The 13,179-nt window shown below is 41.2% G+C and carries 15 protein-coding genes; 1 reads left to right on the plus strand and 14 read right to left on the minus strand.

The window, feature by feature from the left end:
* Positions 1-180 (plus strand): transposase (locus G587_RS25890; RefSeq protein WP_026491028.1); only part of this gene is annotated, 180 nt, incomplete at its 5' end.
* Between the two features lie 198 nt (positions 181-378).
* Here the strand turns inward: G587_RS25890 and G587_RS0113085 are convergent.
* From G587_RS0113085 to G587_RS0113150, 14 genes are all read right to left on the minus strand, one after another.
* On the minus strand, positions 379-2,736 hold the full coding sequence (locus G587_RS0113085; protein ID WP_026492622.1) for an EAL domain-containing protein: 2,358 nt from the start codon (positions 2,734-2,736) through the stop codon (positions 379-381).
* A gap of 157 nt (positions 2,737-2,893) precedes the next feature.
* Entirely contained in the window at positions 2,894-4,399 is a 1,506-nt protein-coding gene (locus G587_RS0113090) for a polyamine aminopropyltransferase (protein WP_026492623.1), read from the minus strand.
* 19 nt (positions 4,400-4,418) lie between these two features.
* Positions 4,419-4,835 (minus strand): DUF350 domain-containing protein, encoded by a 417-nt coding sequence (locus G587_RS0113095; protein ID WP_026492624.1) that lies wholly within the window; start codon positions 4,833-4,835, stop codon positions 4,419-4,421.
* Positions 4,836-4,866: 31 nt separating this feature from the next.
* Positions 4,867-5,949, minus strand: coding sequence for a DUF4178 domain-containing protein (locus tag G587_RS24550; RefSeq protein ID WP_026492625.1), 1,083 nt, complete (start codon positions 5,947-5,949; stop codon positions 4,867-4,869).
* Positions 5,946-6,311: an adenosylmethionine decarboxylase gene (speD, locus tag G587_RS0113105; protein ID WP_026492626.1), complete on the minus strand. Its 366-nt coding sequence runs from the start codon at positions 6,309-6,311 to the stop codon at positions 5,946-5,948. The genes G587_RS24550 and speD overlap by 4 nt, the downstream gene beginning before the upstream one ends.
* 197 nt (positions 6,312-6,508) lie before the next feature.
* Positions 6,509-6,826 carry a hypothetical protein gene (locus G587_RS0113110; protein WP_026492627.1) on the minus strand — a complete coding sequence of 106 codons (318 nt, stop codon included), beginning with the start codon at positions 6,824-6,826 and terminating at the stop codon, positions 6,509-6,511.
* 24 nt (positions 6,827-6,850) lie between these two features.
* Positions 6,851-7,108: an Ig-like domain-containing protein gene (locus tag G587_RS22730; RefSeq protein ID WP_035786682.1), complete on the minus strand. Its 258-nt coding sequence runs from the start codon at positions 7,106-7,108 to the stop codon at positions 6,851-6,853.
* 24 nt (positions 7,109-7,132) lie between these two features.
* Complete coding sequence (locus G587_RS0113120) at positions 7,133-7,363, minus strand: hypothetical protein (protein WP_026492628.1); 231 nt, start codon at positions 7,361-7,363, stop codon at positions 7,133-7,135.
* A gap of 16 nt (positions 7,364-7,379) precedes the next feature.
* A complete protein-coding gene (locus tag G587_RS0113125) occupies positions 7,380-8,405 on the minus strand; it encodes a pyridoxal phosphate-dependent aminotransferase (RefSeq protein WP_026492629.1) in 1,026 nt (341 codons plus the stop codon).
* The gene (cbiB, locus tag G587_RS0113130; RefSeq protein WP_026492630.1) at positions 8,389-9,372 is read right to left on the minus strand and encodes an adenosylcobinamide-phosphate synthase CbiB; all 984 of its coding nucleotides are present in this window, start codon (positions 9,370-9,372) and stop codon (positions 8,389-8,391) included. The genes G587_RS0113125 and cbiB overlap by 17 nt, the downstream gene beginning before the upstream one ends.
* Before the next feature lie 13 nt (positions 9,373-9,385).
* Positions 9,386-10,168 (minus strand): adenosylcobinamide-GDP ribazoletransferase, encoded by a 783-nt coding sequence (locus tag G587_RS0113135; protein ID WP_026492631.1) that lies wholly within the window; start codon positions 10,166-10,168, stop codon positions 9,386-9,388.
* Positions 10,155-10,697 carry a bifunctional adenosylcobinamide kinase/adenosylcobinamide-phosphate guanylyltransferase gene (locus tag G587_RS0113140; protein ID WP_026492632.1) on the minus strand — a complete coding sequence of 181 codons (543 nt, stop codon included), beginning with the start codon at positions 10,695-10,697 and terminating at the stop codon, positions 10,155-10,157. The genes G587_RS0113135 and G587_RS0113140 overlap by 14 nt, the downstream gene beginning before the upstream one ends.
* Positions 10,697-11,782 (minus strand): nicotinate-nucleotide--dimethylbenzimidazole phosphoribosyltransferase, encoded by a 1,086-nt coding sequence (gene cobT / locus G587_RS0113145; RefSeq protein WP_026492633.1) that lies wholly within the window; start codon positions 11,780-11,782, stop codon positions 10,697-10,699. The genes G587_RS0113140 and cobT overlap by 1 nt, the downstream gene beginning before the upstream one ends.
* A 7-nt stretch (positions 11,783-11,789) precedes the next feature.
* A complete protein-coding gene (locus G587_RS0113150) occupies positions 11,790-13,178 on the minus strand; it encodes a cobyrinate a,c-diamide synthase (protein ID WP_026492634.1) in 1,389 nt (462 codons plus the stop codon).
* Position 13,179 lies beyond the last annotated feature (1 nt).

Consider the following 13,179-nt stretch of genomic DNA (forward strand, 5'->3'; position numbering starts at 1 on the left):
GGTTCATTTGCAAATGTAAAAGAAGACATGAACTTCAGAAGATATTTGTATAAGGGGACGAAGAATGTTCTTGCACAAAGCGTGTTGCTTGCAATCGGATTCGATATCAATAAACTGCATCACAAGATCATGGCCGGCCGAACAGGAACTCATCTTTTTGAGCTAAAGAAAACGGCATAATTTTTGATCCTTAAAAATCAAACTCCTGTATCTGATCCGAAGATATCTTCGGACTATTAAGTTACTCTAAAAATATGAGATATGAGCAGAAAGCAGATATAAGTACCGATTTTTAGGCCTGAAAAAAGGCCATCGCCTAGATGATTTAATCATCTAATGCGACAGCCCCTTTCTCATGTCCTTACTCATTATTAAAGCTTACAGGGAATCCAGCAGATTCTCAAAGGATACCTCCGGCAGTGGTTTGTAGAAATAATATCCCTGTATATAATCGCAGTCTGCATCCTGCAGGAACTTCAGCTGCTTTTCAGTCTCCACACCTTCAGCCGTAACCTTCGCTCCTATTGCGTGGGCGAGCTTGATCGTGGAGATAATTATTGATTCTGACTTCTTGTTGATTCCTATTTTCCTGACAAAACCGATATCAAGCTTGATGATGTCAAAGTCAAAGGTTTCCAGCATGGACAGTGAACTCATACCGCTACCATAGTCATCAAGAAGGATATTTATTCCATGCTTCTTCATCTTGTCAAGATATTCCAAAGCCTTGCTCTCAAGGTCGGCATAAGCAGACTCTGTTACCTCGAACCTTACCATGGCAGGCTCAATACGCTTTATGTACTCGAAGAGACTCTCGATAAATGCCGTGTCATAGAAATCAACCCTGGAGAGATTTATTGCGCATGGAACAGCTCTCTTCCCAAGTGTAAAGCACTTCTCTATAAAATCGATTCCCCTCTCGACCATAAATTTATCAAGCAGTGATGTCTTGCCCTCAGACTCGATGATCGGAATGAAATCAGCAGGCGATACCATACCAAGATCTCTGTGACGCCATCTTATAAGCATCTCGGCACTTACTATCTTTCCTGTCTTAGCATTTACTATCGGCTGATAATAGGGTTCAAATTCATTGTCTGCCAAAGCTCTCTCAAAGTCAGACAGAAGGAAACGCTGCTTCACATAGTTTTCCTTCATAGAATCATCATAGTATGCAAAAAGCATATTTCTTTTGCTGATTCTAAGACTCTTTTCCGCAAGCTTTGCTCCGGCAATAATCTGCATGATATCAATAGTCGGATTATTTATCTGGTATATGCCACAGTGAATTTCAAAGGTATACTCCATAGATTCCCCTTTGAAAACCTGTCGGCACATAATTTTTAAATTCTTTTCATTAAGGTTCTCATCCGCTGTTATTACGGCAAAATGGTCGCTCTCAAGTCTTCCCATGAGCATAGGCTTAAGGTGCTTCCTAAGGGCATCCCTTGTCTGGATAATAACCATATCACCCTTTTGGTTGCCAAACAGCTCATTTACCGCTTTAAATCCCTTTACATTGGCGTATACAAGGGAGTAATGATCGTCAGCTGTAAGCTCATCCAGGAACACATTAGCCCTATCCAAAAAGCCTGTTCTTGCATACTCATCAGTCATCCAGTCATGGTCCAGTATAGTAGTAATATCTATATAGATGACCATATACCAGTCAGGATATCCGGGAACTTCCTTAACTCTTATGTTTTTAGCCCTTCGACCAAGAGGAGTATCAACATGGATAGTTCTAACGTAATCTCCCCTCTTATTCATTTCTCTTTTTATGACAGGAAGCCTTATCTGATCAAGATAAGATGCCCGTTCTTCCGGAACAACTGTCAGGGCAAGCTTTTCACATATTTCGTTATATTCCAGATGTGTCTGCACGAAAAGATTTCTCAGGTCATCATTAAGATAATAGACCTCGCACCGCTTGTCATTCTTTTCAACGCAGAATACCATGTCATAGCCCTCTGAAAACAGAGTTTTAATGACAGGCTGCTCCACATACCCCATAAAAGGCACTATTGCGCCTTGTTTTAATGGTGTAACAAGTCCATCCTCTATTATTTCACCCTTGCCTTTGAAAATGGTTCTTCCATCTTTTGCCTTAAAATAGCTCTCATCGGAAATAAAATAGAATTTACATCCAAAGCTGTCGGGAATAATTATGTCATCAACAAGACTAAGACCATCAACCTTCAAAGTCTGTATATAATCCTTATGGGGAATAATCTGAATATTAGTAAGATCGAGACCATCAGTAAATCTGATAAAGTTCGGATCCATTGCTTCGCCTTCACGCTCAGGCATATGATAAACATAATAGGCAGCGTTGGCAGCACCGGAACTGAGTCCTATAACAATTCCACCAAAATCGAAAATAGCACTCTTTAAGCCAACACGCTTCATAAAATTAAGCTGAGTAGGCGCATGTCCACCTGCAAGATATATAACATCTGCCCAATCTACACAAGCCTTTGCAGATGACTTCTCATCCAGAACCTTTGTGTCCTTAATCGGAAGCTTTGAAAATTCAAAGGCATCCAGAACCCGCTTCATCTGATGCTCATTTTCTTCAGTCGCTTTGGGATTACATGGAACATAAAGAAAGTTAGCAGGTCCCGGCCATTCTTTTCTAAGATCCTCAAAAAAGCCGTAGCTATCTAAGGGCTCTAATTTTTCATACGAGCCCAGTTCCTGATGTGGAATGAAACTGCTGGTAAGGTATAGTACCATAGTCAACCGCCCTCAAGAAACAAATTTCACAGCCTGCAACTTTCTTTCACATGAATGTCCTCTTTATATTATAAAACCATAAAATGTAAATAACTATTAAAAAAGACACTCCAAATTATTAGAGTTTTATAAACTAAAAGCTGTGAAACATATCCTATTAGTTCCACAGCTCCTCAGCTTTATTATAGTATTCCATTAAAACAGGTTTAGTAAGATGATTTATTTCCACGTCCTGATCAATTTCGTCTTTTCCAAACTTGAAAAATGCAGATACATTATCAGCAGTAAGGTATCTCGTATCCACATCAAAGGATATCTCCTCCGAAAGCACACCTCTGCTGGCCATATTAAATCCCCAGTCTCCAAAGGCCGGAACCTGCATATGATAAGCCTTTACATTAAAACCCTCGCTCTCAATGGTCTTGTTTATGCACCAGAATGCCTTAGTCGCATAATAGGGGCTTGTGGACTGAACCACAAGAACTCCCGTATCGTTAAGGCATCCGCCACACATCCTGTAAAACACATTTGAATAGAGCTTATTTAACACCTCAGTATTGGGATCCGGAAGGTCCACGATTATGACATCATATTTATCCTGGCAGGTCTCAAGATACTTATAGGCATCCATATTGAAAATATTCAGCTTTTCAGATAAAAGACTACCGCTGTTGATAGAGGTGATATTCTCGTTGGTACTGCAAATCCTTATCATCTCGGAATCAAGATCGACAAGGTCTATCCTTTTGACCTCTGGATATTTTAAAACCTCTCTCACAGCAAGACCATCGCCGCCACCAAGTATCAGTATGTTTTCCCTGCTCTTAGTTTCATTCATCGGAATATGAACCAGTCCCTCGTGGTAACGGTATTCGTCCTCGGTTGAGAACTGGCAGTTCCCATCGATATAAAGTCTGACATCATCCTTGTGCTTGGTCATTACTATCTTCTGGTACTGGGTCTGCTCGATGAGAATCACCCTGTCTCTGTAAAGACCGCCCTCGATGGACTCTGAAATATTATCAGCCATCACCATTCCTACAAGCATTAGTCCCGCAAGCACAACTGCCATGGTCCTGAATACCTTTATCCTGTCTACCCTCTCACCGAACTTCCACATGATGAGGAAGGCCGCAAGAATATTTAAAAAGCCGCAAAGAAAGGATGTTGCGAAATATCCAAGCTTCGGTAAAAGAATAAGCGGAAATGCGATCGAGCCAATAAGTCCGCCGATGTAGTCAAAACTGAAAATCGAAGAAAGCGTAACCTTAAGGTTGTTTTCATCCTGCTCGATGATCCTTGTCATGATTGGAATCTCAGCGCCGGCAAAGGCTCCGATTATGATGATCTCCATATACATGACAAGTGCATAGTTTGATATGTAAATGTTTGCAAGGAAAAGCACAAGGGAACTGATTCCACCGATAACACCTATTCCAAGCTCAATGGATACAAATATATTAAATAGATTCTTTGAAAAATATTTGGAAATGTACGAGCCTATTCCCAGTGAAGCCATGTAAAGGCCGATTGTCACCGAGTACTGAAGCGTACTGTTTCCCAAAAGGTAAGAACTAACTGCGCTGATAATAAGCTCGTAGCACATCGAACACCCTGATATTATCAGGGTCGTCAGCATCAGAAGTCTATACTTGCTACTCATTAAAAACGCCTTCCTAAGATTACTGAATTACACCGCTCACGATGAAAGCAACACCCATAAAGATACCAAAGATCATAATGCCGGCTGCTTCATTTTTTTCTTTAAGCTCTACTCCAAAGTTGAACTTTCTGTTTACAAGATCAACAACGAAGTAACCGATAAGTAATGCTGCCACGCCGATGCCTGCAAACATTCCTGTGCTTATGGCACCGCTCATAAGATCCTGCGACTCTGAAATATCAAAGGAAATGATCGCTGAACGAATAATGAATCCAAGGCCTGCATAAATGCCTGCTGATACCCAGCCTACTGCCTTGTTGCCTTCATGGATTTCCCTAGGAAAATCAACAGGAATCAAAAGGTCTATGATGAAATGACCTATGATCATTACTGCAAGTCCTATTGCGAGATATACAAATGTTTCAAGTGCTACCATATTTTTAATCCTCCAAGATTTATTTTCTTTCTTATTTACCGCCGCCCATGCCGCCGCCTGAAGATCGTCTGGCATTGATGCTTCGCTGCCTTACCGAAGATGAATAGCTGTCAAAATAGCCATTACCTATATTGTGAATGGTGTCGCCACTATAGGTGCTGTAGGCAGAGGGCGTTCTCTTATAGCTTGTACTGTCCTTAGCATAGCTGGAGTTATAGTAATGACTCCTGTACCAGTGTGTGGTCGAATCAGAGCTCCTATAGGGCGAATTGTCAGATGTATAGTTGTACTTTCTGGGTGATATCTGAACGTAAACCCTGTTGGTATCATCATCGGGATGATACAGGAGGCAGTATTCCTTTTTGGTAACTATAGCAATGCTGTGATTAAGTATGTCATCCTGCTGCGTAACGGATTCGGTCTCTCCCTCTACACCATCTATGATGTCCTTTGCGATGGTGTCCGTCGTAACACCACTAACTTTATATTCGTAAACATCCGCCTTTTGATCCTGATTGCCGGTTATCGAGGTTACATAAGCATAATTGGTATTGGATTTTATATACTTACTGATCTGCTTCACAGGTGCCGGAATATAATCAATAAGACTGGCAAAAATTCCAAAGACAATGAAAGCTACCATCATATAAAGACCAAATTTGTCACCGCTTACTAAATTCACCTTTGGCTTTTCATAGCCAACAACCCTGATGTCACTCTTATCAAGGTATACTCCCTTGGAATACTCTGTTCCGTCATCCCATATTTCCACAGAGAGTGTATTATCTTCGGATGCGTCCTCAAACTCAACGAAGTCAGCTTCATCTCCGCTCTCAACATCCACATCTCCTGATGCGTGAACTACAACCTGATGGCCCTTATCCACCTCGTGCCACTCAGGGCCTACTCTTCCGCGAACTCCATTCTCCGGCCATGACAGTGTATACTCTTTATACACATCATCGATTGAAAGCCATCGCTCTCCATGCTTTGTTTTTAGTCTGTATTCTGTCCACCTCTTATTGCCATCCTCAGTATTTTTGTATGTAACCTCTCCGATGACATAGGCTTCCAGATTACTAATCTGTAGTTTGGATCCAACTCTTATGTTCATTTCTCTATTCCCTCAGGCTCTATACCGCCTGCACTTATATCCCTTTCAATAACCTTTACTTTAACCTGCTTTGCCTCAAACAATTCCTTAAGCTTCTCAGCAATTCCATCCACCACAGTATCTGAGCATGAAAAGATATCTATGGCAGCATAGCCGTACTCCGGCCACGTATGCACTGAAAAATGTGAAGTAGTTATAACAGCAAAATAGGTAACTCCTATGGGCTCAAATTCGTGAACACATTCCTCCACGATACCAGCCCCTACATATTCGATAGCCGTATGCGCGGCCTCCACGATCCGCTTGGGATCATCTATAATCTCTCCGCAGCCATAAAGATCTGCCACCAGCTGCTTAGCCATTTAAAACTCCTTTCCTATCATTCGATATAGGATCTACTATTTTTTATCTTTTGTTATTATCTGTTATTATTTTTTATCTTCTGTTATCTTTTGTTATTATCTGTTATTGTTTTTTATCTTCTGTTATCTTTTGTTATTTTTCTTAGATTAAAAAACATAGTTCTTTAATACTAACAAATAATCCCCAAAAACACTATTTAAAACTTCCCCGTAAGATGATGCAGAGTTCCGTAGTTTTTCTTAGCGCCAGTTCTTGGAGCACCACATTTTTGACACACAGCTACATCAGATCTATTATAGTGATCGCAATATTCACAAAGCCAATCCGGCTCATTCGTTGTCTTTGCAGCTTCCTCTTTAGTAAGCTCTGCAGACTCAATATCATCGGGTAAATAGAATAAGGTATCTATTCCTCTTGGCTTACCACAATTAGGGCAGGTGTCAAAACGCGCACGAATACCCTTAGTGCCACAGAATACACAGTCCCATAGCCCTTCAATTCTTTTTTGTTCCATATAAAATCCCATCCATTAGTTTTTTTATTCAGTAACCGTAACGGTTAATTTCTTCGCAATTCCATTTTTAGCATAAACATAGACATCGCAGGTTCCGGCAGCAATTCCGGTTATGTTACCCTTCTTATCGACTGCAGCCACAGCGGAGTTTGTTGATCTATATCTAAGCTTGGGAGCATGGTTATTTGAGAGCTGCTTTTTGCCCTTATCCTCAAGTTTAACAGAAGCCTTTACCTTATAGCTCTGGCCCTTTGCAATAGATATACTCTTTGCTCCAAGCAATTATATTTATGATTGTTATAGATTTTAGCAAGCTCTCATCTTATTGCTTGTTCCGCAGAACGGACATACCACCACTTCGTCCTCTTTTACCTTTCCGAATAATTCTTTTTTGATGTGGATTAACGCCTGATTGGTAAGAACAAGCTCATCGCTCCTGACAGGAAGAATTGATGATCCTGTTCCAACCTTGTCATTTCTTAAAATTACTGCCTCCTCAGGTAATAACCTGAATTCACTCTCAACTTCTTTAGCCATGTCCCCCTCCTAAATTTTATTTACATGCATCTAAAAGTCGCTGATTATTCTCTTCATCCTTAACTGCAACGCGGTAGTAGCCTTTTGATAATCCTTCAAAATTACTGCAATCGCGGACAAGAATACCATGTTCCAAAAGAACATCCTGAAGATTTCTATTTGATTTAATAAGTATGAAATTAGTATAGGATTTATACACCTTCATATCAAGAGCATTAAATCCATTACATAACTGTTCTCTTCCTTTTCGTATCATCTCAAGGGATTTCTCCACGTATGAATCATCCATTAAAATCTGCGCACAGATGATACCGGCCTTCTCTGCAAAGACAGACAGATTCCATTCAGGTAAATATCTTCTTATACCTGTTATATCCTTCTCATCAGCGATGGCATAACCAACACGGACACCCGGAATCGAGAATAGCTTTGTATACGCATCTATTACAATAAGCTTAGGAACACAGCCTATGTATCTTTTTGCGCTGTTGCCACATGAGAGCTTTAAGAAGCACTCATCTATTACAAGAAACGTATTTGTACTTACACACTTTTTTATAATGGCGTCAAGAAGCTTTTCATCTATGCATCTGCCAGTTGGATTGTTAGGATTTGCGATAATTACTGCGTCGATGTCATCAGTTATTTTTTCTATAAAGCCTTCATCCAATGCATAATCATTTTGCTCTGATAATAAGTAAGTCTCCGTGACACATCTATCAAGCATATTAAGCGCATGTCTGTATCCGTAAAAAGACGGAACGGGCATTAAAGCTCTCTTCGGATTTATGTATCTAAGAGCCGATACGAGAAGCTCCGACGCACCATTACCTCCTATGATATTTTCATAGCTAAGGTCACAGCCTTCAGATGCAGCAACCGCTTTTCTAAACGCAGTCTGCTGAATATCAGGGTACAGGTCTACTTTTTCAGCAGCATAAATAACTGCCCTCTTTACCTGCTCAGGACACGGATAAGGATTAAGATTCACTGAGAAGTCGTATGCTATTTTTTGTCCGTATATCTCACCGCCATGTAACATAGATCACTCCAAGTAATAATAATATTGCCATGCAAAGATACTCAGTATTAAACATAAGTCTGCATGCACGCTTAATATCTTTTGTTTCAACTGGTCTGACATCATCGCCTATAAATGGCTTTTTCACAATTTTGCCAAAGTACCTGGCATCTCCCGCAAGCCTGATAGATAGTGCTCCTGCGCAGGCAGCCTCAGTCTGTGCGGAATTGGGGCTCTTATGGTTGAACCTGTCTCTTTTGAAAATTCTGTAAGCGCCTTTTCCGCTGTATTCCGGCCCGCTTATAAAAGCAGCCAGAATCATCAGAAGCCCACTTATTCTTGCAGGAAGGAAATTAACGACGTCATCGAGTCTTGCTGCAGCTGTGCCAAAATGCTCATATCTGTCATTGTGATAGCCCACCATGGAATCCATGGTATTTACAGCCTTGTAGGCAAAGCCCAGAACCGGTCCGCCTATAAATGTATAGATGAGCGGTGCAATCACTCCATCCGAGGTGTTCTCCGCAACAGTCTCAACCGCTGCCTTGGTTATTCCCTTTTCATCCAACACCGCCGTATCTCGTCCCACTATCATGGATACCGCATATCTGGCGTCCTCTATGGTCTTATTTTCAAGGGCATCATATACCTTCATGCTCTCATCCCTGAGGCTCTTAGCTGCAAGTATGTAGCAGGTAAGAATCGCCTCTATGGCAACGCCCAGATATGGATGAAGCTTATATGATGCAAACATGATAGTGCCCGTCACCAGGATCACAGCAGTGATAACTACTATACAAAGTAGTATTCCTTTTAAAAATTCTGATTTTTCGTTTCGCTTTTTATCCTTTATATCCCCCAGAAGCTTTTCATCAAGAAAATGGATCAGATTCCCGATAAGCCTTATGGGATGAGGAAAATTCATAGGATCTCCAATTATCTGATCCATCAGAAAGCCTATTGCAAAAGCCATTAAATGGTATTTCATATTTCCTTCGCCTTTAAAAAATTATGCTAAGAACAGCTAGGCATATCACGGTTATGCCTTCGCCCATACACACAAAGTACCCTGCAGTATCTCCGGTTACTCCGCCAAACTCCTTGTTGCACATGTGCTTATAAAAAACAGTAAAAAGCGCAAGTGCTGTAGCGCATACTATTCCTGCCTTGATATCAAAATATAAGAAGCTCCCTATTCCGCAAAGCGCTTCTAGTAAAAGAATTACTTTATCAACGCTGCCCGTGCTGTTAGTCTCTGTGTTTAACATTCCAAACTTTTTTGCCTTATCAAAAATGATACTTGTAAGTCCGCAAATTGCTCTTACAAAGAAAAATGAAGCCATATAAATAAACAGATATTTATAATCTCCCTTTTCAAGTGATTTTGATAACAGCAGGTAAAAAAACGAGAGCCAGATCATCCCAAAGATAGAAACACTTATTACGGCAAAGGCTCCTATGTGAGGATCCTTCATGATCTCAAGCTTTTTCTCTTTATCCTGATATGAGTTCTTTGCATCCTGCACATCCATAAAGCCGTCCATGTGAAAGCCACCGGTCACTATAAGTGGCAATACAGAGAGAAACAAGGTAAGGCAAAACACCGGAATATCAAAGGCCATAGAAATCCTGAACACTCCATAGGAAAGGCCACCGATAACAGCTCCTATAAGCGGAAGTGCGCTTATGGTATGCTTCATATCTTTTTCCTGCCAGGTAAAAACCGGCATCGGAATTCTTGAATATAATGAAAATGCAATTATTATACTTTTAAAGATTCCCACTTATTATCCACTCTCCATCAGTCAGCTCTATTGTCTTATCTGACTTTTCCTTTAAAAAAACATTCACCTTATTTACAAGCTTCACATATCGTCTTGTATCCTCATCGTAAAGAGGATCATCCTCAGGAAAACTGTTGGATACGATAACAAGATTCTTGCTTTTTTCACCAAGCATCATAGTCTCTGTAATTATCCTGTCCGATAGTTCTTCCTGTGACAAATCGTTATTTGATTCAGAATGCATCTCATTTCCCACAAGATTAGACATACATTCAAGAAGAATATTTTTCTCTTCAAGACTGTCTATGTCATCTATAAGTCTGTCTACTTCTGTAGGGCATTCCATAGTTATAAATCCCTTGCCTTCTCTCATTTTCCTGTGGCGGGCGATGCGCTCCTCACCCTCTTTTCCGTAGGGTATCATCGTTGCGACATATAGTATTTCGCCGCCCTCAGACATCTCTGTAATAAGGCTCTCCGCCTTTAGGGATTTCCCGCTGTCAGGCGTTCCAAGTATTAGCACTATCATCAGGAATACCTCTTATATTCTTCCATGTTGTAGTCTTCAAATCTCGCTGCTTTTTTATAAAAATCGCAGACTGTATCGATCAAAGGAAAAAGCATTATCGCTCCCGTTCCTTCACCAAGTGCCATGCTGCCGTTCATATATGGCTTAAGTCCCAGCTTATCAAGTGCCATGAGATTCCCCTTTTCTCTTCCTGCATGTGATGCAATAAGGTAATCTCTTACTCCAGGAACAAGCATGTCTGCGATAACTGCAGCGGTGGAGCTTATAAGCCCATCAAGAACTATGCTCACATGATACATGGCTCCGCCTATAACAATACCTGTCATTCCCGCTATATCAAGGCCGCCAACACTCTGCAGTATCTTAAAGGCTCTTTCCTTTTCATCACTTATTTCATCGAAGCGGTATTTCTCAAGGCCCTTTTTTATGACCTCTTTTTTACGGGATAGTCCATTGTCATCTATTCCCGCTCCTCTTCCTGTTATCTCATCACTGTCTATATCTAATGCGGCTGCAATAACCGCAGTTGAGGTTGTGGTGTTACCAATTCCCATCTCTCCTGTAACAAGAAGCTTATAGCCTTGCTCTGATAATTCCTTTGTAAGAGTTATGCCGGTTTCAATTGCTCTGCACAGCTCCTCCTCGGACATGGCAGGCTCTTTAAGAAAATTCTTAGTTCCATTAGCAATCTTATAGTTCCTTACGCCCTCTAGCTTTTCATCTGTATCTATTCCTATATCTACAGGTATGACATCCACTCCGGCAGATTTCGCAAGTGTGCAGGCTGAGCTGATCCCATTTGACAGCGCCCTCGCAACTGAAAGTGTAATCTCCTTGCCGCTCTGGGAAACTCCCTCCTCAACGATTCCGTTATCCGCACACATGATGATGGCTGCGCGTTTACTTATGTTTATGTCCTCTGTTCCCTGCACCTTTGCTATGTCACAGATAAGCTCCTCAAAGTCACCAAGTCCGTCAAGAGGCTTAGCTATACTGTTAAAAGCTGCCTTTGCACTTAAGGCTGCCTTTTCAACAGGTTTATCTATTTTTATTTGAAAAATGTCTTCCTTTTTGGTAATGGTCATTTGGTATTTATCTCTCCAGGAATCTAAATATAAATTCAGGGCATGACGGATAATAGAGGTGCGCGAAGCCGCCAAATACATTCTCATTTAATCTGTAGCCCTGCCAGTGCCTGTCACCCACAGGCTTTTTAATAGCACATATATCTCCGTTGTCACTTGTGTCGTAATAGTGGAATTCATGTCCCCTTATGGTCTCGCCTGAATTTAGATATGGATTATCTTTTTCTGCAGTTACTCCCACGTATCCGAAGTGCTTAAGAGATGTTGTCATGTGAGCCTCGCCTTGAAAAATGCCAGCCATATCATAGCTCTCACCGCCAGCGTCTGCCATTTTCTTTTGCAGATAGAGGAACCCTCCGCACTCTGCCAAAATCGGCATTCCATTATTTGCTGCGTTTCTGATACTCTCAAGCATAGAGACATTTTCCGATAATTCCTTAGCATAAAGCTCAGGGTATCCGCCTCCAAGTATCAGCTTTGAAACATCAGGTATTCTCTCATCATGTATTGGTGAAAAGGGAACAATCTCAGCCCCAAGCTCTCTTAACAGATCAAGGTTATCCTCGTAGTAAAAACAGAAGGCTTCATCCATTGCAACACCAACCCGGACAGGCTCATGCGTTTGCCTAAACACTTCTGTTTTTTCTAGTAAATCATCACTCTGATCATGATCAGCACTGTCTTTATCTATGCTCAGGTTGCACTTTGCCATATCAAGGAGCTGCATAATATCAAGGCTCTTTTCAAACTCATCAGCTACCCGCTCTATCTTATCAAGGACATCTGCTATCTCATTTGGCATAACGAGTCCCAGGTGTCTGCTCTCAAATGCCACATCCTTCATTACAGGAAGGTGTCCAATTACAGGGGCACCTGTTTCCTCATAGATATCATCCCTGATCTTCTCTGCCAGCATGGCGGAAATGTTATTAAGGATAACGCCCTTAATCCGCTTACCATCACCGTAATCCACAAAACCCTTTATAAGCGGAATAATGGATTTACTCATACCTCTTGCGTTAACAACAAGTATGGCAGGAATGCCTGTAATCCCCGCGATGTCATAGGATGAACCTTTAGTAGATGTGGCACTTATCCCATCGAAAAATCCCATCACGCCTTCTATCACAGCGATATCAGAATCTGCCATACCCTTTTCGAGACATGATACAAGTCCTCTTTCCCCTGCCAGATAGACATCAAGATTTCTTGAAGGAAGGTCCAGCACTCTCTTATGAAACATGGGGTCTATATAATCAGGTCCGCATTTAAAGGATGCCGGCCTGTATCCATGTCTTTTTAATATTTGTAAAAGTGCGCAGGTAATAAGTGTCTTGCCGCTTCCACTTCCGGGAGCCGCTATAAGTATTCCCGGCACTTGTTTGTTACTGTTCAAT

The organism is Butyrivibrio sp. XPD2002, assembly GCF_000423945.1.
Classification (GTDB): domain Bacteria; phylum Bacillota; class Clostridia; order Lachnospirales; family Lachnospiraceae; genus Butyrivibrio.